This is a genomic window from Nostoc sp. (genome assembly GCF_036916975.1).
Classification (GTDB): domain Bacteria; phylum Cyanobacteriota; class Cyanobacteriia; order Cyanobacteriales; family Nostocaceae; genus Nostoc.
The window spans coordinates 91163-112513 of record NZ_JBALFF010000069.1 but is presented as its reverse complement, the minus strand read 5'-3'; the positions used below and the strand labels follow the sequence as shown (position 1 = coordinate 112513).

The following is a 21351-nucleotide window of genomic DNA, read 5'->3' as shown; positions in this document are numbered from 1 at the left end:
CACTGTTAACTGCTTACATAACCCGATTAACTACTACGCAGAGTAGCCACTAACTGACGGGCAAATGCAGAAATTGCTTCATATTTATCGCTATGAAGTTGCATCATTTTAGTCCGTGCAGTTTGTTCAGCAGGGTTATTAGCAACTGCTGCCAATTGTTCGTAACCTGGATAATAACGACAGAATGTATAAATACCGTTATCATCTAACAGCCATTGGCTATAAACGCCTTCTTTTCGGGGAAAGAAGCTTTCTGAGGCATTACGAGCAATAATGTGGCGGGGATATTTTAAGATATCTGCAAAACTATCGACTGCAACCGGTTGAATGCGTCCAATTAATCGTGTTGTCAAGTTTTGCAAAATCTTAGATGCAGCTTTAGATTTGGCAATTGTATCAGGATCTTGTCCTGATAAGATGACTCTGATCCCGGCTTTAGCGCCGTTTGCACAAACTCTGCCAACTAAGTCAGAAATTTGCTCGAATTCAAATAGAATTGGTGCTTCGTCAATAAAGAATATAGAAGCTGGACTACCTAATGCGCGTCGTAATGCTGCTGAATAAGCACTCAGAGATAGTACGGCTGCATCTTCACTATCTGATAGGTTTCTCAGAGCAAAAACTAATAGTTGTGCATCGGTAGGAAAGCTAGATGGTGAAGAAATGGCTTGTCCTACGCGACTGGAAAGCCAAAACCGCAAGCGCAGCTGAATTTGACTAAGCGCGTCTTCTACTCTGCCAGTTAAAGTACTTAGCTGCAAGTGTTCTGATGAACAGAAAAACAGAAAATCTTTTAAGGTAGGGGTTTTTTGCCAAGCCGGAGTGCCAAATCCTCCCGCCATCGCTTGCCGATATCGCTCTTTTATGCCCTCATCAGCAAAGAAGGCTTCTAATGCTAAATTGAGGAGCGATCGCACGGTTTGCGATAAAATTTGACTTTCAGTGGATGATCCTAAAACCATTGTCATCAAAGCTGATTCTAGGAAGGCGGTATAATCGTTAAAGCGATCGCGCTGTTGTTCTGGATCTAGCGATCGTAAGTCTGGCTGTTCAAATAAGTTATTGGATTGTTTGGAGATATCAAAGTACGCTCCATTAGCCCCCATAAACTCTGTGTAATCAGTGAAAGTAGATGTACCATCAGGTTTAGGGAAATCTAACGCCACAACCGGAATCCCATGTGCCAAAGCCTGAGTTAAAATCCCTGATACCAACACCGATTTACCAGCACGAGTTGTCGCAAACAAAGCTAAATTTTTGTGTTGATTAAACAAATCTAAATGTACCGGTGTTCCGCCTTCTTCAGCAATCAACTCAAAGCCTTGTTTATCACCCCGTTTAGTTAAAACTAATGGCATTAATCCGGGAACTTCACTAGTTAAATATAGCTGGCGACGATTAAAAGGTGTCGCTAACAAACCTTCCCAAACTATTGGGAGAGTTTGCAGCCAAATTTTCCAAGCGTACTCAGTTTCCCTAATTAATTTTGCTGGACGTTGAAAACAGTTTTCAATATATCTTGTTGCCTCATCTAATTTATCGACAGTTGGACGATGTACCAAAATAACGATACTCGTATAAATCGGGACTGCACCTTCAAATAATTGTTCTTGTGCTGCTACCGATTTCTTCAGCTTTAATTGCGCGTTGACATCAATAGTTTTACTTTTTTCTTGAGCCATGATTGTCGTCATGTTTGACTGCTTCAAGACTCGTTGCAAAGTAGTTTTCACCATTGCCGGATTTGCCGCAGTCAACTCACAAAAAATTTCTGTATCTACTACTGTTTCTCTGGCCAACAGTTCCCATAAATAGCGCAGTTGGGTAGATTTATTGAGCCAACCTCCGGGTTTTTCCAGAAATGACAGTGCGCCAATATAACGATTGTTAACATTAACCCAACGGCGATCGGCACAAGGTACGCTAGACTCCATCAGCAAAGTTGTGCCGTGGATATTATTTAAAAGTAATTTACTACTAGCTAAATCTGAATTAACTTCCTCGTGCAGTCCTTCTTCATCTAAAGTCATCAACTGGGGAATCGGGATTGGCTGCGTATCGTTAAACCTTTTCCAGATACCCTCCCAGAGTTCGTCAGCTTTCAAAGGCTTGATATCCAATCCCATTTGATTAGATAAAATTTGTTCCCAACGCAGAAAACCCTGCTTATAAGCATTTATTATCAGGGTTTCAATGCGCTGATTTTCTACTTCTGAAAGATCCCCTTTAAATTTTAACCACCATGATTCCGCTCTAACTAAAAGCTTCTCTATCCAATCATCGGCATTTTTGGAGTTAGATTCAATGGTGTAAGTCACATAAATACGTAAGAATTTCGGCTTACGAATCCCAGAAATAGTCAGTTCTTTGACTCTGGCTCTTTCTGCCATCAACAAATATTTGATATCTCGTGATGGCGCATTTCTGATTAGCGATACTAATTCTTTTTGGCGCTCTTTGTCGGAACTAAAAGATCCCAAATGCAGTGTCATTCTTTCACCGCTAGGAATGTCTTTTAATCCGGCTTCAATGTTATTAAAGAGTGTATCGATTTGTTCGGCTCTTAAAGTGGTATGAATTCCCTTACAGTCAAAACCAAAAACAAAGCAAAACCGATCTCTTTGAGTCCCTTTTGTCAAAAGATATGCGCCAATATCACGTCCATTCATTGCGACACGTAGCATTGTCGCCAAGTGTAAGGCATCTTCAAATGGTGTTAATCTACCTTCATTTCCGGCGACGCTGACGCTTTGTTTTCCGATTTTTTGCTTCATTGTTAACTTCCAATAAGCTTTGATAACGAGCAAAGCCTCTTGTCCAAGCGGGAACGCCTATAAATTTACTTAAAAAACTCCAACTCCTACCACCAGTTAAAATCCACCAAGTTCCGACTCCCCAACCTGTCATTAGTATTGTCCACAACCACTTTTGAAATTCTTCTTGGAAAATCCCACCAAAAACTCCATTGACAATAAAGTAGGATGCTAAGGCAATTACCGTCCAAGGAAGAATTTGATCGGCAGGGATTGGCCCTAATGAGGGTTGGCTTCCTAGAACCTGATTGACTGGACGAAAATCTTGTTCCCGCTCTTGAGACATTTGAAATATGAAATATCTGAATTATTTACTGTCCTTGTGGACCAATTACAAAGCGTGTGAGTACATCAGCAATGGTAACAGCAACAACGACTAATAGGGGAGTTCTGGCAATACTTTGCCAATCCTCATCCTTACGCACTGCGTTAATCACACCAACTAGAGAAATTGCAATATAGAGTAAGTAAATTGCCCGCAACACATTAAATATCAAACTTATTGCTGTCTCACTACCACCACCAGCTGTTGATGCTCCACCTAAGTTTCTTTTGAAAAACTTTTCAGCTTCCCCAAAAAACTGTGCTTGTGCAGGGGCTGCAAACCAGTCTAACCAATACAAACTCAAAATTACGGCTGCTGCTAAAATTTGTAATAATATTAGCGATCGCCTTGGTAAATTCACCTGCTGCCCCATTTGCTGGATGATGACTGCAATTAAACTACCAACTAGTAAACAAAAAAGCAGGATAGGACTTTTTAGACTGATAACGCTTATAAGTACAGCACAAGCAATCAAAAAGGGTACGGATTCCACCAGAATCATCAAGCTGGATTCCAATCCCAGTCTTAACTTCTGAGTTCCTTTGAGGGCGCTACCAGTTAAAGCTTTGAAAAAGTTTCTCTTGTGAGAACTTTGTCTAGACATTGCTAATTTTCCTATAGTGTACTTGAGTGTTTATTGTCTAAAAATTTACAATAAATTTACAATATTTAAATCAATTTAACATGATTTAACATTTTTTTTAAGAACATTATAAATTTTCCAGAAAAATGTTACGTTGGATACAAATTATTATTCATTTAAGTTAATGAAATATTAATTTTAGTTTAAAAGGAAAATATGCAGGGTTTGAGAAACTAGGTTTCCAGCTTTAAAGCAGAACTGCGAGAGTTCTTTTAAGCTCTTTCTATCCCAGCGTTGCCTCAATTAGAGGTTGGTAAATCCGGTAGAAACGCGAGACAATGCTTGGGAGCATTGTTACAAGTTCTATAGGAAACATTTTATTACTCCAAGTCACCGTTTTGTAAGGATCAGACCTTACAAAATATACTACATTAATTGCTACAACTTTGGGGGAGTTGACAGTGTTGTGATTAAAGTATTCCATCTGCCAAGGCTTTTGGGAATAATTATCGAGATTTATTATGTTAACATTACCATTCAGATGTGATTAATTTCAGTCTACCGTCACTAGCAGGAAATAAATAACGCTTTATCCTTTTGCCTTTGATTTGGGAGAAAATACTTAAAAAGGCTTAAGTTATGTTTGCGACTAAGTGCAGGGTGAGTCATCTGGATAAAATCAATAACAAAGTTTATTGGACTTACGCATTGACAAGAAATACTAAATTAATTTTAAAAACCACATCTTTACGTAAGAGTACAGCATTGCTTATTGGTGTCAAGAAAAGCCTAGAAATAGCTTAAATGTTAGCTTATTCACCCGCCTATAACTAAAGTTAAAGGCTACAACCTTTAGTCTACTGAAGGATACTAAAGACTTTTAGGTATATTTAATCATCAACAGAAGACTTTTGTTATTAGCAAGGAACTTCAATTCCTCATAGTATGGACTATTTGCGTAGTTTACCGCCGTAGGCATAGCACGATAATTAAAAAAAGCCTGAAACAACTTATTAGCTAAATTTATCAGCTATTTTTTGTGACGCGTGGGTTGGGCTACGCCAAAGCAACTAAATAAAATGTTGAAACAAAGTATTTTCCTTCATACACATGCTGACTAATTTGTAAACTACCTAAGCGCTATAAAATACTTATTAACACCTCTAATAAAAATTTTAATTAAAAAAAACCATATACAAGCGAAAAGTTCCCATTTTTTTCTGACCAGATTAATAAAAAACGCCACAAAACCCATTTTAAAAATACTTTTATTCAGGAATATATTTAAATTTCTTAATCATTTCATAATACAATCATGACTTGGACTTTACCTTAAGATTCTATTGTTGGTTTTGTTAGCGAAATTTAATAGCTATTAGCTATAAAAATCGGAAACGATCCCTAATAATCATGACTTTCTTTACTTAGCACCTTAGTAGTAGCTTGTCGCAAACTGCTGTGCATCTACATTAAAGAAAGTGATTTTCGCAATTGAGATAAAATTGCGATCGTAAATTAAGTTAAGTGGGTAAAAATAAACATGGCTTTTTAAGGAAGAATAAAAGACTGGCAATGTGAATTGAGGCACGATTCATAATACCCAGTAATCACTCCCTGATAAAGCATCTGAATGTTTATTTATACAAGCTTACTTTAAAATGTAGAGCTTTGGACTAGCAAACAATAATATGTAATTGAGTCGATTAGCAATAGCTAAATGCGCTCTATATATTATTTGCTTTTTAATTGTTTTGCATGTTTCAGTGGTTTGTGCAAGCTTTTTATTTATAAATAACCTTGTTAAGGTCAATTATTTCTGCTTAAAGAAGGTTATTTATAATTGCCAGTTTGACACTTGATTTGGATTGGTTGGTGTGTTTAACCCTAAAATTAACTTGAAGGAGCTTGATATGGTTTTCTATAGCGATCGCAAATTGACCCAATTGGCAAGTTCAATCTCTCTATTTGCCATCACAATTGGTTTAGTAGTAGGTCAATCTGTTACTCAGCAATCTCTAGCTCAGACCTCTAAAAATCTAGGTAATGGTGAAGGTGCAAGTACTGTAACTGCTTTATTTAAAGGTATTAAAGGCTTCACATTCACATATTCTCCAGTTGGTAGTGGCGCAGGGTTAAAAGCTTTTTTCACTCAAAAACCATCACCTGGTGCTCCTAGCCCAATCAATTTTGCAGATAGTGACGACCCCGTAGCAGGAACAGAAACAGTTACTGGCGGTCGTGGTTACGTTCAAGTGCCTGTGGTAGGTATCGGAATCACATTAGCTTATAACGCTACTGGTCTTACTATACCAGCAGGTGGAATTAAGCTTTCACCAGCTAGTTACTGTGGTATTTTGAACGGTAGCATCACAAATTGGAACGATCCCAACATTACTAAAGATAACGGTGGCCAAATAGCAGGCAATGTAGCCATCAAAGTTGTACGTCGTGCTGACTCAAGTGGTAGCACTTTTGTTTTAAGCAGTCATCTCAATACTGTATGTAAGACTCCAGGTGTTTTACCAGCTAATGTATGGAAAAATGGAGTGGGTACAACTGTTAATTGGCCAAGCACTTTCCTTAGCGCTACTGGTGGCGGAAAGCTAGCCGATACGATCACAAGTACTAAAGGTGGATTTGGTTATGTGGATAATGCTACCCGTTTAACTAAAAAGCCACTACCTGCCGCACTCTTACGTAACAAAGCAGGTAATTACATTGCTCCCTCACCAGCTGCAATTACAGCGGCTATTAAAGATGGGACTGTTGTAACATACGGTACGAATAAGAAGCTGACTAGAATTGATAATTTGACCAATCCCAGCAGTGCAAGTGCTTATCCCATTTCCGGAGCAACTTATTTGTTGTATTACTCAGATGAAACCGGATTTCAAGACTTCATTAAGGCTGCAAATGCTTTAGCTGCATCTCTCGGATATGGTCCTCTTCCATAGGTTTATAAATTAACCTGACTTTTCACGGCAAGTCCTCAAGCCTCGAAAAAGCGTGACTTTTTCCACAGGCTAATTCTCAATAGCCTTAAGTTAATGAAAATAGCTAACGGAAAAATCAGGGCTTGAAAAACCCTCAGAATGGTCTTTTCCACATGCCGTGAAAAGTCAGATAAATTAACCTAGCAGACTACCAGAGAATAGCTGTTAATTATGTTGAGAGACTTTAACAGCTACCAAGGGCGTTGCTGAATTTAAGTATGAAATTTCAAAGTTAAACGCTTGGAACCTTTGTTTTTGCTCCTGTGGGCGAAACAAAATTTATACACTTAATCAGCAACGCTCTATTTTACAGTTTGCTAAAAGATGTTGCCAAGGATAGCCGGAAAAACTTTGGCTCTGGTACTAAAGGCCAATTAACGACTCTACTTTATGAGATGATGCGATCGCAATGACTATTTATCTGCTTAGTAAAAATTAAAACTACTTAATAAATATTTTTTTAAACCTAAAAATCCCAATTGAATACAACCCCACCCTTCTTGGTGAGGCAATACGTATCCGTCAGAGGAGTAAAAAAAAGTTCAACGATCAACTATGTTATGATCGGGTATGTTGAGAAATATTTTCGGTCATGTGACTGAGTATATAGACGCCTCTCCGAATCTAAATCTCTACATAATTTGATTCTAGAGGTGTTTTATGTCAGTTTATATTGCTGTATTGAAATACACTGGGTGAAACTGGTACATATAATAACACAGAGTAAACTAGAATGCGACTTCACTTAAGCTAGATTTATATATATTTTCGACTTCTTGAAGAAGCCGGGAATGTGGGCAGTAACTTTTGCTTAAGTTAAGTGGGATTGGACACTAAAGTGGATCGCAAACCCAGACAACATACGAGTAGTACTTGAACTTATGCCAACGGATATAATTACCCGTCCTGAATCCCTGACAGAAGATTGTTTCTTTACTTACGCCCTTGGTACTGATTTGCACGATACAAATTCTACTGCCCAATACTTACGCAGAATCAGGAAAGAAGATAAACCCTATATCGACATAGCTGTTTCTCCCAGGCCGGGCTATCGATTTGAGGTCTGCCTTATCCCTGTTGAAGGGTTCGCTAAAGAAACAATACTGACAAAAGATGGATTCGCTAAAGCTTTAGCGATTATTTGTGCTGTATCTAACAAAGCTAGGAAGCGATTCCCATCAGGAAATGGACAAGAAATTGTCCGGTGTCAATTTAGCAACTTAGCTGATGCAGTCGCTGTAGCTAACAGATTGTCTGCATTACCATCTAATATGTATGAAACTCTCGCCAAGCTACCAAATGCTTTGTGAGATCGCGTCCGCTTGAAAATTTATTATTAAGGCTGACGCGAAGACATTTTAGTGGTAAATAACTAGACGGACAAGAAAATAAATTACCCAATGGTTAAGATTTCATCTGTTGAGAAAAGACTTGTGATCCAAGACTTTTAACCCTAGTGGACAATTTTCTTGTTTTTGCACACTGACCGATAATTCAAAGTGAGTTTTTTTTATGCCTATAAGCCCTTTGCGTGAAGAACCTCGTAACCAGCGAGCGCCTGTAATTCGTACAAGTAATGAATTTATTCTTTTAGAATGGTTAAAGTCAACTGGTCGTTTGATAGAGCGGGAACATCAAGAATCTGAGTATTTAAATCAAGTAGAAGAAATTTCAGAAATGATCGACCTTGATGATATCCCTTACGATCATGACGATGATGATTCTGATATGGACATAGAGGCGTAATTCGTAATTCGTAATTCGTAATGACGCTTGCGTATTGGCTCATAGTGTTGCTATGGCGAAGGCGTTACGCCGAAAGGTTAAGAATCCCGACTTCTCTAAAAAGTCGGGAATGTTTAGTATTAAAATGCAAGTGTGTTTAATTGTTGGACTTGAGTAATAGATAAAATAATTGTCCATTGCTGACTGTGACACCAGCGCGATCGCCTGCTAATTTCCCAGTACCTAAAAAATAATCTACCCTACCTGCACCTTTAATTGCACCTCCGGTATCTTGGTCAAGAACATAGCGACTAACAATCCGCTCCTGCATTTTTCCGGTAGAATTAGCAAAGGGAATAGAAGCACGAATCAACGCTAAAGCACCAGGAGGCATGAGGGATTTATCTGTAGCGATAGAACGCTCTGCTGTTAGTGGTACGTTGATAGAACCTTGGGCTGGTTCACCGTGGTTTTCTTGAAAAAAAACAAAACTGCGATCGCGCGGAATATAAATATTTAATTCTTGGGGATGCTTTTGAAAATAGTCGAGAATAATTGGTAGAGTTATACCTTCTAGCGGTAATTTGCCATCATTTACTAATTCTCGCCCAATGCTTTTGTAGTTATAAGCAGTATGACCAGCATAGCCGATTGTTGTTTGAGTACCATCGGGAAGCTGAAGTCTGGCTGAACCTTCAATTTGAGCTAAATATGGTTCGAGGCGATCGCTAAACCAAAACAACTCTAATCCTCGTAATTTTCCTTTTGCAGCTTGTAAACCATCTGCTCCTTCTAATTCTTCGCGGGTAGGATGAGGTTTAGGCCAGGAGTTTAAATCAGGAGGTAATCGATAAACAGGATAACGATATTCTGGTGTGGAAACGCGATGGGCTGCATAAAGCGGTTCATAATAGGCGGTGAACAAAACGGAACCTTTGGTGTCTTTACCAACTGACTGGTAAAGAACAAATTCTCGCTCGATGGCTTGATGTAATTCTGTTGCAGAATAAGTTGTTAGTAGAAGTTCGCGGAATCTTTTCAAGCTTTTGATGACGCGATCGCGCGTAATCTGGGCCACCGGATAGTTTTGATAAGCAGCCGCAGCATTAGCCGTTTGCAGGTATTGGAGACTGCGAGCGATCGCACTCAATAGCGCCTTTTTGTCTGGTATTTCTCCATAGAGATGTTCATCAAAACAAGAGATATCACCTTGACAACAAGTGATTGGTAATCTCTGAATTAATGGTACTTTTTGCTTTTGTGCAGTCAAAGAAACTGGTATATCCCACTTTTTCAGGCGACATTCAGGTGGGCTAAGTTCCTGATGCGTTAAAGATTGCATACGCACCAGGAAAATTGACAAAACTACAGGTAAGCTGATGGCGATAACTTTGTTAAACTTTCCTAACTCAGCAAGTGTCTTTTTCATCAAAATTCAAATTTTTCATATTATCCCACTTCCCTCAAATTCAAAAACAATCTAATTATTTCTTTCCCACTCCCTACTTCTTATTCATTCATATTCCGGTAAGTTGCAACTGCTGAAGGCGATATCCGATTCAAATATCGGAATATCCAATATTTAAAAATTGTATCTAAAATCACTGGAAATGTAGCAATAAATAAGAAGATAAAATCTCGATTTGCTGGTAATCCCCAATGACGCGATACACCTTCTAAAAGTACTTCCCAGCCATGAGGAGAGTGGAAACCTACAAATATATCGGTAAACAAAATGATGATAAATGCTTTGGCACTATCACTAAGTCCATAGACAATCCGATCAAAGAAATCTTTAATCACAGCAATAGAAGACTTGCTGACAAGTAAAAGCGAGATAAAAGCACCCACCGAGAAAATATCGGCAAAAACATTTTTGATAGCATTAGAGCTTTCGTGACGAAATTCTTCAGCAAGCTCAACCGCCCTCTTTTTCATTTCAACTTCTATCTGTTCAGGTAAAAGTGGCGGAGCATTTTTAATGAAATTTTCAAAGTGGAGTTTTTCTTCAAAGCTTTGTAATTGTCCAAGGGCTTCCTCTTCCATTTCAGAATTTAGAAATACTTGCATTTGCTCAGTACCTCTAAACTTCTCAACAATGGGACCGACTACAAAAGCTTTTGCTATTTGATGTGTCAGAAGTGGTACGATAATTAATAGTAAAATAAACCTGATAGATATTATTGTTCTTCTTTGAGCTTGACGAAAACTTTGAATTACCTCTTGTTCAGAATTAGGATCTAATTCAACTTGCAAACGAGTGATAGTACTTAAAATAGAGCGGGGTAAAACGCCTGTTGTATCGACTTTACCCTTTGCTTTTGTCTCCCAGTCTTGAGTGGGGATTTTGGGTAATAACGTTGGATTATTGACGAGCAATGATTTGTCGTCAGATATCACAGGGTTAGCTGCTAAATTTGGAGGTTGAACTATTAAATCTTTAGAACTTGTTTGATCGGAAATTGTTTTGTATTTGGATATAACTTGATCGATAAAGTTTAGCTTTTCCAAAACCAAAGAAGGAGTGAGATACTCTATACCTACTTTCTGAGCAGCTTTTTGATTTTCTTCATTTAGAAACCAACGGCTTGCTTTCAACTCTGTAAGCCGCATCCGCACAGTTTTTAATAGCTTTTTTAGGTCTGACTCAAAATAATCTATGACACTGTTACTGTACATGCCTGAGCTTATGTCTATTTTATTACCATTGAAATGCTTATCTTCTATTTCCTTAATTTTTAATGCTGCATCGTAAGCTTGATATAAAGAACGTTCAGGAGTTTGTAAGTACCATCGGTAAGTATCAAGTAAGAAAGAATAGATTTTTTGGCTAAAAACAGAGTTTTTCATTGGAGACAATCATCCAGCATTATTTGGTGACTATTAACCTTAAGTTAACGCACGAGGTATACTAGCAAATCTACAAGGAGAAAGTTTGTGGTTTCTCATTCGGTTTGGATTGTTGGCACTAGCCGCAGTGGTAAGACAGCTCGTTTGGTAGAGCAATTTTCTAGTTGGGTACAACTTGAGAAGCAGTATACTGAATCATTTTATACTAAAAAACCAGGACGGAAAAAAGGCGTTCATGTACCGGAATTTTTATATCTTAAACAAACAGAGCCAGGAGTTTTAGTCTTAGGTGCTAATGATGATAATCGGCGCGAATTGGGAGATATAATTGTTACATCTACATTAGGAAAATATCCGGTGCGTGCCAAGACACCGCTAGGTTTTTTCCAGGATGAAGTTATTTTATTTTGGCCATTGCTAATTAACTCTTTGAGCCTGAAAGCCCAGTTTCCGGTAAGATTGCGCCCAGAAACAGAGCAAGAGTTAGCAACCAAACTTTGGCGTACCCAATTAGACGAAGAAATTTTACGTATTGCGGGAGTGAATGAATCTCGCTTGGTGCGTCGCATTCTAGACTTATTGCAATTAGCAGCTTACAGTGGTGTACCTTGCGAAGATATTGCCCAGATTTTGACAAGGGGTCTGGGAGAAAATACTACCACTTTAGAGCCGGAGTTTCTCGCCTCTTTGCTTCTAGATTGGCGTAACTGGTGTTTAGAAAGGGGATTACTAACTTATGGGATTATTACCGAACTGTATAGTCAGCATTTGTTAAGCGATCGCAATTACCAACAGCATCTAACTAAACGCTATCAGGCCGTACTGGCGGATGATGTAGATGATTATCCAAGCGTAGCGCGTCTTTTGTTTGACTTGCTATTAGATCGAGGCGCAGTTGGGGCGTTTAGCTACAATCCCGATGGTGCAGTGCGATTGGGATTGGGAGCAGATCCCAACTACCTAGAAGGGCTAGCAGAACGTTGTCGCGTAGAAATCTTGAGTGGGCCGCCTCCAGAGTCTCTTGGTGAGCAAGCTAAAGAGATGGTGGAATTACTCACAGAACCAATGGTACTGTTGAGCTTACCAAAGACAATACATTCAATTCAAACTACCTCCCGCGCCCAACTATTGCGACAAACAGCAGAGGTAATTGCTAATACCATCCAATCACAACAAATAGAACCAGAAGAAATAGCGATTATTGCACCAGGTTTAGATGCGATCGCTCGTTATACTCTAGTAGAAATCCTGGTTAAACAAAACATCCAAGTAGAATCGCTAAATGACCAACGTCCCCTAATTAGTTCGCCCGTGATTCGCGCCTTACTTACCATGTTGGCACTAGTTTATCCCGGCTTGGGACGAATGGTAGATCGGGATGCCGTGGCAGAAATGCTGGTTGTATTGAGCAGGAAACAGCAACCATCAGAAAACTCCTCACTCCTCACTCCTAACTCCTCATTCACCACTGACATTGATCCGGTACGTGCTGGTTTGATTGCAGATTACTGCTTTGTACCGCATCCCGATCGCCCCAACTTGCTACCAGTATCAGCCTTCGAGCGCTGGGATAGAATCGGTTATGCAGCGACTACAGCATATAATCAGATATTAGACTGGTTAGAACAGCAGCGATCGCAACAAGAATTGCGGTTAATTCCCAGCCCGATTTCCCTCTTAGACAGAGCAATTGTGCGCTTTTTGTGGAATGGTAGTAATCTCCCCTACGAACAACTAGCAGCACTGCGGGAATTATTAGAAACCGCCCAACATTACTGGGAAATTGACACCAGATTACGACAAATTGCCCCAGCTGAGATAACGCCTTACACAACTATTATCGAATTCATTCAATTACTGCGACGTGGTACAATTACCGCCAACCCTTACCCAGTGCGTCCCATTGGTGGAGCGAGAAAGGCTGTCACCTTAGCAACTATATTTCAATATCGATCTAGTAGGCGATCGCACCGTTGGCATTTTTGGCTAGATGCTGGTTCACCCCTATGGGCCAAAGGTGGTGCAGCAACTTTATTTGGTGCGCCGTTTTTCCTGCGAGACAGATTAGGCGAACCTTGGACAGCAGAAGATGAAAAATTGGCAGAAGAACAAAGATTGCAAAGGATATTGACAGATTTGTTATCTCGTGTATCCGAGAGAGTTTATTTGTGTCACAGTGATTTAGCCGTCAATGGACAAGAGCAATTAGGGCCATTGTTACCTTTAGTAAATGCCTGTGTAACAGTTACTGAGGCTACTGTTAATTGAGTATCTTCTGATTGGGGCAAAGTTTTTGTTTATTTCTAGCAACTTCTTGATCCAAAAATCTGTTCTTAAAACCTCCGCCGTCAAAAATTATTAATTAGTTTTAATTATTAATTTAACAAACAAAAATATTTGTTTCTATTAGCGAAACTTTCTAGAATATTTGGGGGTGAAATCAACCAATTAGCAATCGGGTTTAGTTTCGCTTTCTAGTCTCAAGCAAAAAAGTTTGTGGCGGAGCAAGCAATTTGAACATCCTAGAATTTTCTCTATTAGTATGGTTTGGCTCATTTGTTGCCGGATTTTTGGGGGCACTAACTGGATTAGGCGGTGGAGTAGTAATTGTTCCCTTTTTAACATTGGTGTTTGGAGTTGATATTCGTTATGCGATCGGTGCTTCATTAGTATCTGTAATTGCTACATCTAGTGGAGCAGCATCTGCTTACGTCAAAGAAGGCTACACAAATGTGCGGCTGGGGATGTTTCTAGAAGTAGCAACAACCTTTGGCGCAATAGTCGGGGCAATTATAGCAGTAAAAATTTCCACGGGATCACTTGCTGTTGTGTTTGGAATCGTTTTACTCTACTCCGCCTACTTATCCCGCCAAACCCCACCCAAACACCTCAACAATTTGTCACTAAATTCTTTAGCAATCCGTCTTCAACTGAATGGTAGTTATCCAACTCCCACAGGAGAACAGTCTTATAATGTGCGCGGAGTACCCTTCGGATTTGGATTGATGTTTGTAGCTGGCATACTTTCAGGATTGCTTGGTATTGGTTCTGGAGCGCTGAAAGTGCTAGCAATGGATCAAGTCATGCACATTCCCTTTAAAGTATCAACCACCACCAGCAATTTCATGATAGGAGTTACGGCGGCGGCTAGCGCTGGCATCTATCTGAATCGAGGTTACATTGACCCAGGATTAGCAATGCCTGTGATGTTAGGAGTACTCTTTGGTGCTTTATTAGGAGCGCGGGTATTAGTCAGAGCCAACGTGAAGCTTTTGCGAAATATTTTCAGCGTTGTGATTTTGGTGCTAGCGGTGGAAATGATTTACAAAGGGCTAACGGGGAGGCTGTAGAATGGCAAAAGGCAAGCGTAAAAAATCCGAGCAGCACTTTGAGCAATTTATCGGCAATCTGTTAAGAGTTGGGGTGATTATTGCCACCGCTTTGGTTTTGGCAGGGGGAATTTTGTATTTAATTCACCACGGAACTGAGGCTGCCAATTATCACTTTTTTCGGGGAGAACTACCAGAGTTTCGTAGTCCATCAGGGGTGATCACATCTGTTGAATCTGGTCGTCGCCGTGGCATTATTCAACTTGGTTTGCTGATATTGATTGCTACGCCAGTTGTTAGAGTAGCCTGTTCACTATTAGTTTATGTACGACAACGAGATTTTACCTATATTCTTGTGACTCTAATTGTACTGCTTGGATTGCTATACAGTCTGATTGGAGGATATTTTTAACCATTTTACTGTAGTAATTTTTAATATAAATTTCGTTACCGAGAAAGAAAAGAATACAACCGCCTAAATTTATTAATGGGCATTATTAATTTTGAATTTTCTATTTTCAATTTGGAATTCGGAGCCAAGCGACGAGACTGTGGTTGAATTGGAACAGGAGTACGAAAAGGAATTTTATCACGCCATAGGATCAAAGGAATACAGAAAAGTCCCAAAATAATTACTACTCCAGTCATTATCCAAACCATTAACCGAGTTGGTCTATAATCGCCTTGTTCAATTTGCCAGAAAACTTGATTGTATCGCCACGCAGCTAACACAACTGTGAAAATTCCCGAAATTACCAAAGCAATACCCAAATTTTCGGAATTAGATAATGGATTTACATGAGGTTCTTGTTGAGTAATGGCAAGATTAAGCTGGCGCAAAAATATACCAAATCGGGCAATAGCAATTCCAAAGCTAATTAATGCAATAGAAGTGCGTAGCCAAGCTAGAAAAGTACGTTCGTTCGCTTGATGCTCCCTTTGACGGTCAATTTTTGGTATTTTATCCATGAGTATCTTTTGAGGTCAAGTACCTTTTGATGAATAGCATTAAGCAGTGAAAGAGGAAACACTACAATAGTAAATAAGGTAAAGATATATATCATCAAAATCAATGGCACTATTCGGATTTGGCAAAAAGTCAGTTATACCCACACCTGAAGAAGCTTTGTCAGGAAGGGCGCAATCTATGTCAGTACCCGAGGCTCATTATGTCAACAAAAATCCCTTACAACCTCCTTATCCCGATGGATTAGAGAAGGCGATTTTTGGCTTGGGCTGTTTTTGGGGTGCAGAACGTAAATTCTGGCAACTTAAAGGAGTTTACACTACCGCAGTCGGTTACGCTGCTGGGTTCACACCCAACCCCACTTATGAAGAAGTATGTAGTGGGCGAACCGGTCACAATGAAGTGGTGTTGGTTGTTTTTGATCCCAAAGTAATTAGTTATTCTGAACTGCTCAAAATCTTTTGGGAAAGCCACAATCCTACTCAAGGAATGCGCCAAGGTAATGATGCTGGCACCCAATACCGTTCGGGAATTTATGTATATTCCGAAAGTCAAAAGCAGCTAGCAGAAGCATCGCGGGAAGCTTATCAGCAAGCTCTCAACGATGCAGGTTATGGCAAGATTACCACAGAAATCTTAGATGCACCTGAGTTCTACTACGCTGAAGCTTACCATCAGCAATACCTGGCTAAAAATCCTAATGGGTATTGTGGTTTAGGAGGGACAAATGTATCTTGTCCCGTGGGTGTAGTTGAATCGCAAGTTAGTAGTTAGAAATCGAGTTGGTGGGGTAGTCAACTTAATATGAGTTTGACGAACTTCTGCCTGCGTTGAACTAAAGTTCAAGTCTTTCCCTCTCTGACTCGGAGAGGGATATGTTTTGTGTAGTTTAGGACTTACGCATCAAGTACGAAATGTAGGGGCAATTCATGAATTGCCCCTACGATAAATCAAGGCTTTCAAGGCACTGAAAGCGTAAGTCCTATAGCGGTTCCTATTCAGATGCGGTACAACATTATATCGCCAGGTGTAGGGGCTTGTCTTTGCCATGCCCTTACCGATGTACCTCACATAAACGATAACCGCTATATAGTTAAGAATATTTGTAGGTTGGGTTGAGGCAATGCGAAACCCAACAAACCCCCTCAAAAGTCGTTAACTACACATTTTTAGTTAGCGATGTCTACGACGGGCTATTCGGCGTCGCCTAAAATACCAAAAGTATTGTGATGGTGCGTTAGCCAAGAGCATAACCCACCCTACAAGATTACGAATTACGAATTAAATGAGCTACGTGTTTTAACACTTTCAGGACAATATATATGTCATCACGACTATCTAAAGCAAACAAATCAGATAGAGCATATTGTCGAGTTTCAGTTTTTAGTAGTTTGATAAATCTAAATTCATTACCATTGGTGATAAACCCAAAAACAGGTTTAGCCGAAGCTGCATCTGCCAACATATAAGCCAATGCTTGTGGAATTGCTGGTACTTAAAGAATATTCTGCTCGTTTTGCCTCAATAACCAGAACCCAAAATGGAGGATGCAATACCAAAATATCAATACGTCCTCTGATAATCGTGGCTTCGTCTTCAGAAGAGATTTTTACCTCTTGTTCTGAGGCAATGTAGAAAGGCGGTTGATAAAAACCTGCGAGACGCAATAGTGGAGATAGCACCACCATTTTGACTACAGGTTCTAAAATAGGATATTTCGATAGATGCAAATATTCTGCTTTGACTTCGTTGAGGGATTGTTTTTCTAAATTACTCAACTCAGGTAAATCATGCCGCCATTCTGAAAAAAAATCTTCGTCGTCTGCAAGTTTTAGACCAAATTCATCAATCAGTTGGGCTAGGGTGATATCTTTTCCTTGAAGAATTTGAACCATTTCTTGAACCCTTATACTTATCTAAAAAACCTTTGCTTGATATTTATCCTCATACTGCCTTACGGTGACGATTTAAGTAAAGCGATCGCACTGACCCATGTCATAATATTAATCGGTCATCCAATTAGAATACTAGCGATCGCCCAGCCTCTTTGAAGACCTTTACTCGTGATTAACCCGATTTTAGGTAATTTTACAGATAATTTTTGCGATAATAAGCTTGATATTCCGCAGACAGCAAAGGTTCCCACCAATCACGATGATTGAGATACCATTCAACTGTTAAACGTAAACCCTCAGCAATCGTTAATGAAGGTGTCCAACCAAGCTGAGTTTTAATCTTGTTGGCATTAATTGCATATCTCCTATCGTGTCCCTGTCTATCCTTGACAAAAGTAATCAACTGCTTTGCTGGACGGACTGGTAAATCAGGTGCTAATTCATCCATCATCTGACACAAAAGTTGCACCAGGTTGAGATTTTCCACCTCATTGTTGCCACCAATATTGTATGTTTCCCCTGGTTTACCGTGATTGATTACCACATCTAAAGCCCGACAATGATCGCCCACATAAAGCCAATCGCGCACATTTTTACCATCACCATAAATAGGTAATGGCTTACCGATGAAAGTGTTAATGCACATGAGAGGAATTAGCTTTTCAGGAAACTGATAAGCTCCGTAATTATTAGAGCAATTTGTGATAATTGTCGGCAGGTTGTAAGTATGGTAATAAGCACGCACTAAGTGATCGCTACCGGCTTTTGAAGCTGAATAGGGACTATTGGGAGCGTAAGGTGTAGTTTCACAAAAAGCTGCATCATCTAGGTCTAAACTACCGTAAACTTCATCAGTAGAAACGTGTAGAAAACGATAATCAGATGGCTGGGCTTTAGCCTCCCAATGTTGCCGAAAAGCTTCAAGTAGGGTGAAACTTCCTACCACATTAGTTTGCACAAAAGCAGCCGGCCCAAGAATTGAACGATCAACATGAGATTCAGCAGCAAAATGGGCGATGGTATCTATATTTTCGGTTGATAATAACTCATCTATGATGGTGCGATCGCAAATATCCCCTTGCACAAACCGAAAATTCTCTCCACCCTCAACCAGCGCCAAATTCAGACGATTTCCCGCGTAGGTAAGCGCATCCAACACCACCACCCGGTCATTTGGATAAACCTGACACCAGTGATGGACAAAATTCGCCCCAATAAACCCCGCACCCCCAGTAACTAATAACCGCCGAATCATTCCATTTCCTCTCTTCTCTCTGTGATCTCTGCGCCTCTGCGGTTCGTTCCTATTACTTAAAATATTTCTTCCTCAGCTTCCCATATACCCTCTGAGCCAGTAATTTTGCCACACGTATTCTCGTTAAACTCTTAATATTAGATGGCTGCTGTATCTTATGGTCAAAAAACTCATTTAACTCATCCAGAATAACTTGGAAACGCTTAATAATATTTTCAGTTCGATATTCAGCCAAAAACTCTTCAGATAAACTAAAAGCTACTGAAGAATCAATCACCTTCAGAATCCGTTCGACATCATATTCTTGTGAATATCCAGCAATTTTATAGCAATTAAATCCAGGGTCTAAGTAATCAGCCAGTCCACCGTTGACACTAGAAAATACTTGACAACCACAAGCAAGAGCTTCCATTGGTTGTAGACCAAATCCTTCGCTAACACGCTGTTGCGCCCAATACTCAGCCGAATCATATAGGTAAACCTTAGCACGGTTGAATAGTCCAGGTAAATCCTCTATGTATGAATCAACAACCAATACTTTACAACGTTTTTGTAACGCTGGAATCAATTCTTTCATTAAATACTCAGAAGATTTTCGAGCCTGAACTAAAACATCAATATCTCGTTCCAGACCTAAATTTTGAAACTCATCAGAAATTTGATTCGGCAAATAATAAATCAGAGAATTCGGCGATTTTTCTCCCCAATATCCCATTGTATAGCGGCTAACAGTGACAATCGGAATACTTGCTCTTAGTGTAAATGGATAACCTGCACTATGTGCATGGTAAACAACATTGTATTGCTTAAGTTTCGCCACGAGTTGAGCTATATCAAATCCCCAACTGATGACAAAAATTACATCATTTAAATTTTTCTCTTTTAACAAATCATCAATAAAAAGCTTACCTTTTTCTCGTTGACGGTAAGTTACAACATCAGCACTACAGAAATTCTGAGCCAGATTAAGTGCTTTTAATTCAGCCCAAAGACCACCACAGGCAAATTTGCCATCTGTACCAGGGAGTAAGAAATAAAGTTTTCTCATAATTTTTAAGGAAATATTTAAACTTGTGTTCCTACATCCAAGGAGCATTATCCATCAAAGTATCTAACATCTTCTGAAAGTTTTGACGGAACACTACGGCTAATAAACCGCAGAACATTGTAGTTACTGCCATTACCCACCAAAAGTGAGTGACGTGCCATAAGCCGCCGAACAAGGCAAAGATGATTAGTCCAGCGCCAGCGCCCCCTGAAAACAGTAGAGTTGTTTCTTTAGCGGTTTCTTTGAAAGTACGTGGTTTTGATTCCATAAGATTACTCTTGCCAGCCCACTTTAACAAAATGTGCATCACGCCCCCAAACATCGCGTGTACGGGTAATATTTTCAACTGTTAGGTTAAAAGGAATGGCAGTTGTTAGGTAACGCTGTGCCATAGAACCTAAATCAGGTGCGAGTTCGGCGGCGGCCGTCGCTGCTAACCCCAAACCTATAAGTTGCTCGATTGGTCGAAATGGTAGTAACAGATGCACACCGACAGCTAGTCCAGCTGTTAAGAGCATTGCTACTGATAAATTTGTGCCGCAACGGGGATGTACAGCCAAATCCCCTTCTCCACTAGTGAGGCGATGTCGAGCAAGTATGACCGCACGCCGCAAATCACTAATATTCACCTCACCATAGAGGTAGAATCCTTGCTCAGTAGACAAACCGCCTAATAGTTCGTTATCTAGTTGAACGTTAACAGGTTCCCCTTTGGCAGGATAGGCACTTTTTGATTCGCTAAGAACCCAAACAGTAGCGTGTTCTAAAGCGTGAACCTGCCGTATCATCAGAATTTCTTTCAACCCTGGAATAAACGATAGTTGTCTAAGTAAGTCGGCATCTTGTGTGGGTTGCACAAACTCTGAAAATCGGTCTTCAAGATTCGGAATTTTCTCAGATACAGGTGCCGTAAAATCAAAGTTAAAAAATTTAAAGGGAGACAAGCTACCCTCAAAAGAAGCGGAAGTATTCATTGGAACACTGCTCCCAAAGGCAATGGGCAACATAGATTTCTTTCAAATGTAACGCTTGCACCACTGAACTGTTACTAATTTTTGTGCCGATCTTTTATAGTTTCCGAGTCCGAGGGTCAGCTGGCTCCACTAACATAAACTCCGGCTGAGTGAAGGACTCGGAACTTTTGGTAGAATGTTCACACTGAAAACTTAGGCGTGAAGAGGGAAATAATCACTAAACCTCAAAATTGGTTCGCCATTATACCAGATCAGAGCAATTAGGTTGCTACTAATAAATCGTTTATTCGATCTGGTTAGGCAGAGTGCAGCAATTGACATCATTCAAACAGACTTTGCCCCACTGTAAAGCCCAGCGGACAAGAGCTACTCGATTTTCTGTCTCGGTCTTGGTAAGAATATTACTGATATGGTTGTCAACTGTACGCTTGCTAATCTCCAGTTTTCCTGCAATCTCTTGGTTAGTTAAGCCAGCGGCTACTAAGTCGATAATTTGCAGTTCTCTGTCTGACAGACTAACGGGGGTCTGAGACTTGCCACCAGCCATTACTATTTCTAGCCTCCCTTGGTATATGTACTTAATCACTCTTTACT

The 21351-nt window shown here is 39.8% G+C and carries 21 protein-coding genes and 1 pseudogene; 9 read left to right on the top strand and 13 right to left on the bottom strand.

Annotated features, from left to right (window positions below):
* Positions 1 to 26: 26 nt before the first annotated feature.
* The 3 genes from V7K73_RS17385 to V7K73_RS17375 are packed head-to-tail and all read right to left on the bottom strand — an operon-like array spanning position 27 to position 3742.
* Entirely contained in the window at positions 27 to 2774 is a 2748-nt protein-coding gene (locus V7K73_RS17385) for a hypothetical protein (RefSeq protein WP_334881842.1), read from the bottom strand.
* The gene (locus V7K73_RS17380; protein WP_334881841.1) at positions 2728 to 3099 is read right to left on the bottom strand and encodes a hypothetical protein; all 372 of its coding nucleotides are present in this window, start codon (positions 3097 to 3099) and stop codon (positions 2728 to 2730) included. The genes V7K73_RS17385 and V7K73_RS17380 overlap by 47 nt, the downstream gene beginning before the upstream one ends.
* 25 nt (positions 3100 to 3124) lie before the next feature.
* On the bottom strand, positions 3125 to 3742 hold the full coding sequence (locus V7K73_RS17375) for a hypothetical protein (RefSeq protein ID WP_334881840.1): 618 nt from the start codon (positions 3740 to 3742) through the stop codon (positions 3125 to 3127).
* Positions 3743 to 5595: 1853 nt separating this feature from the next.
* Between V7K73_RS17375 and V7K73_RS17370 the strand changes: the two genes are divergently transcribed.
* The 4 genes from V7K73_RS17370 (at position 5596) to V7K73_RS17355 (ending at position 8460) form a co-directional block, all read left to right on the top strand.
* Positions 5596 to 6675 (top strand): substrate-binding domain-containing protein, encoded by a 1080-nt coding sequence (locus tag V7K73_RS17370; RefSeq protein ID WP_334881839.1) that lies wholly within the window; start codon positions 5596 to 5598, stop codon positions 6673 to 6675.
* A gap of 302 nt (positions 6676 to 6977) precedes the next feature.
* A complete protein-coding gene (locus V7K73_RS17365; RefSeq protein WP_334881838.1) occupies positions 6978 to 7127 on the top strand; it encodes a hypothetical protein in 150 nt (49 codons plus the stop codon).
* 468 nt (positions 7128 to 7595) lie between these two features.
* On the top strand, positions 7596 to 8024 hold the full coding sequence (locus V7K73_RS17360; RefSeq protein WP_190890924.1) for a hypothetical protein: 429 nt from the start codon (positions 7596 to 7598) through the stop codon (positions 8022 to 8024).
* Positions 8025 to 8226: 202 nt separating this feature from the next.
* On the top strand, positions 8227 to 8460 hold the full coding sequence (locus V7K73_RS17355) for a DUF3134 domain-containing protein (protein ID WP_334881837.1): 234 nt from the start codon (positions 8227 to 8229) through the stop codon (positions 8458 to 8460).
* A 136-nt stretch (positions 8461 to 8596) separates the two neighbouring features.
* Here the strand turns inward: V7K73_RS17355 and mltA are convergent, their stop codons facing one another.
* Both mltA and V7K73_RS17345 read right to left on the bottom strand, forming a co-directional pair.
* On the bottom strand, positions 8597 to 9868 hold the full coding sequence (gene mltA, locus V7K73_RS17350; protein WP_334881836.1) for a murein transglycosylase A: 1272 nt from the start codon (positions 9866 to 9868) through the stop codon (positions 8597 to 8599).
* Positions 9869 to 9948: 80 nt separating this feature from the next.
* Entirely contained in the window at positions 9949 to 11298 is a 1350-nt protein-coding gene (locus tag V7K73_RS17345) for a proton extrusion protein PcxA (protein WP_334881835.1), read from the bottom strand.
* Between the two features lie 78 nt (positions 11299 to 11376).
* Here V7K73_RS17345 and V7K73_RS17340 point away from each other — a divergent pair, with 78 nt between their 5' ends.
* The 3 genes from V7K73_RS17340 (at position 11377) to V7K73_RS17330 (ending at position 15030) form a co-directional block, all read left to right on the top strand.
* Entirely contained in the window at positions 11377 to 13557 is a 2181-nt protein-coding gene (locus V7K73_RS17340) for a recombinase family protein (RefSeq protein ID WP_334881834.1), read from the top strand.
* Positions 13558 to 13802: 245 nt separating this feature from the next.
* Positions 13803 to 14639: a sulfite exporter TauE/SafE family protein gene (locus V7K73_RS17335; protein WP_334881833.1), complete on the top strand. Its 837-nt coding sequence runs from the start codon at positions 13803 to 13805 to the stop codon at positions 14637 to 14639.
* Between the two features lies 1 nt (position 14640).
* Positions 14641 to 15030 carry a DUF1634 domain-containing protein gene (locus V7K73_RS17330; RefSeq protein WP_334881832.1) on the top strand — a complete coding sequence of 130 codons (390 nt, stop codon included), beginning with the start codon at positions 14641 to 14643 and terminating at the stop codon, positions 15028 to 15030.
* 125 nt (positions 15031 to 15155) lie between these two features.
* Here the strand turns inward: V7K73_RS17330 and V7K73_RS17325 are convergent.
* A pseudogene (locus V7K73_RS17325) lies at positions 15156 to 15587 on the bottom strand (YidH family protein); the annotation flags it as partial.
* Between the two features lie 103 nt (positions 15588 to 15690).
* On the opposite strand from V7K73_RS17325, the gene msrA reads away from it, so the two are divergent.
* Positions 15691 to 16359, top strand: coding sequence for a peptide-methionine (S)-S-oxide reductase MsrA (gene msrA / locus V7K73_RS17320; RefSeq protein ID WP_334881831.1), 669 nt, complete (start codon positions 15691 to 15693; stop codon positions 16357 to 16359).
* Positions 16360 to 16852: 493 nt separating this feature from the next.
* On the opposite strand, the gene V7K73_RS17315 is transcribed toward msrA, so the two are convergent.
* The gene (locus V7K73_RS17315) at positions 16853 to 17050 is read right to left on the bottom strand and encodes a hypothetical protein (RefSeq protein WP_334881830.1); all 198 of its coding nucleotides are present in this window, start codon (positions 17048 to 17050) and stop codon (positions 16853 to 16855) included.
* Positions 17025 to 17480, bottom strand: a complete 456-nt coding sequence (locus V7K73_RS17310; RefSeq protein WP_334881829.1) for a hypothetical protein — start codon at positions 17478 to 17480, stop codon at positions 17025 to 17027. The genes V7K73_RS17315 and V7K73_RS17310 overlap by 26 nt, the downstream gene beginning before the upstream one ends.
* Positions 17481 to 17483: 3 nt before the next feature.
* Here V7K73_RS17310 and V7K73_RS17305 point away from each other — a divergent pair, with 3 nt between their 5' ends.
* On the top strand, positions 17484 to 17636 hold the full coding sequence (locus V7K73_RS17305; protein WP_334881828.1) for a hypothetical protein: 153 nt from the start codon (positions 17484 to 17486) through the stop codon (positions 17634 to 17636).
* Positions 17637 to 17673: 37 nt separating this feature from the next.
* Here the strand turns inward: V7K73_RS17305 and rfbB are convergent, their stop codons facing one another.
* From rfbB to V7K73_RS17280, 5 genes are all read right to left on the bottom strand, one after another.
* A complete protein-coding gene (gene rfbB, locus V7K73_RS17300) occupies positions 17674 to 18735 on the bottom strand; it encodes a dTDP-glucose 4,6-dehydratase (RefSeq protein ID WP_334881827.1) in 1062 nt (353 codons plus the stop codon).
* Between the two features lie 52 nt (positions 18736 to 18787).
* Positions 18788 to 19783 carry a glycosyltransferase gene (locus tag V7K73_RS17295; protein WP_334881826.1) on the bottom strand — a complete coding sequence of 332 codons (996 nt, stop codon included), beginning with the start codon at positions 19781 to 19783 and terminating at the stop codon, positions 18788 to 18790.
* A gap of 31 nt (positions 19784 to 19814) precedes the next feature.
* Positions 19815 to 20051: a hypothetical protein gene (locus tag V7K73_RS17290; protein ID WP_334881825.1), complete on the bottom strand. Its 237-nt coding sequence runs from the start codon at positions 20049 to 20051 to the stop codon at positions 19815 to 19817.
* A gap of 4 nt (positions 20052 to 20055) precedes the next feature.
* Positions 20056 to 20757, bottom strand: coding sequence for a DUF6391 domain-containing protein (locus tag V7K73_RS17285; RefSeq protein ID WP_334881824.1), 702 nt, complete (start codon positions 20755 to 20757; stop codon positions 20056 to 20058).
* Between the two features lie 283 nt (positions 20758 to 21040).
* On the bottom strand, positions 21041 to 21304 hold the full coding sequence (locus V7K73_RS17280; protein ID WP_334881908.1) for a helix-turn-helix domain-containing protein: 264 nt from the start codon (positions 21302 to 21304) through the stop codon (positions 21041 to 21043).
* Between the last annotated feature and the right edge of the window lie 47 nt (positions 21305 to 21351).

Coding starts and splice junctions, on each gene's coding strand:
- V7K73_RS17385 (WP_334881842.1), bottom strand. CDS start 2,774: ATGAAGCAAAAAATCGGAAAACAAAGCGTCAGCGTCGCCGGAAATGAA.
- V7K73_RS17380 (WP_334881841.1), bottom strand. CDS start 3,099: ATGTCTCAAGAGCGGGAACAAGATTTTCGTCCAGTCAATCAGGTTCTA.
- V7K73_RS17375 (WP_334881840.1), bottom strand. CDS start 3,742: ATGTCTAGACAAAGTTCTCACAAGAGAAACTTTTTCAAAGCTTTAACT.
- V7K73_RS17360 (WP_190890924.1), top strand. CDS start 7,596: ATGCCAACGGATATAATTACCCGTCCTGAATCCCTGACAGAAGATTGT.
- V7K73_RS17355 (WP_334881837.1), top strand. CDS start 8,227: ATGCCTATAAGCCCTTTGCGTGAAGAACCTCGTAACCAGCGAGCGCCT.
- mltA (WP_334881836.1), bottom strand. CDS start 9,868: ATGAAAAAGACACTTGCTGAGTTAGGAAAGTTTAACAAAGTTATCGCC.
- V7K73_RS17330 (WP_334881832.1), top strand. CDS start 14,641: ATGGCAAAAGGCAAGCGTAAAAAATCCGAGCAGCACTTTGAGCAATTT.
- msrA (WP_334881831.1), top strand. CDS start 15,691: ATGGCACTATTCGGATTTGGCAAAAAGTCAGTTATACCCACACCTGAA.
- V7K73_RS17315 (WP_334881830.1), bottom strand. CDS start 17,050: ATGTTGGCAGATGCAGCTTCGGCTAAACCTGTTTTTGGGTTTATCACC.
- V7K73_RS17310 (WP_334881829.1), bottom strand. CDS start 17,480: ATGGTTCAAATTCTTCAAGGAAAAGATATCACCCTAGCCCAACTGATT.
- rfbB (WP_334881827.1), bottom strand. CDS start 18,735: ATGATTCGGCGGTTATTAGTTACTGGGGGTGCGGGGTTTATTGGGGCG.
- V7K73_RS17295 (WP_334881826.1), bottom strand. CDS start 19,783: ATGAGAAAACTTTATTTCTTACTCCCTGGTACAGATGGCAAATTTGCC.
- V7K73_RS17290 (WP_334881825.1), bottom strand. CDS start 20,051: ATGGAATCAAAACCACGTACTTTCAAAGAAACCGCTAAAGAAACAACT.
- V7K73_RS17285 (WP_334881824.1), bottom strand. CDS start 20,757: ATGAATACTTCCGCTTCTTTTGAGGGTAGCTTGTCTCCCTTTAAATTT.
- V7K73_RS17280 (WP_334881908.1), bottom strand. CDS start 21,304: ATGGCTGGTGGCAAGTCTCAGACCCCCGTTAGTCTGTCAGACAGAGAA.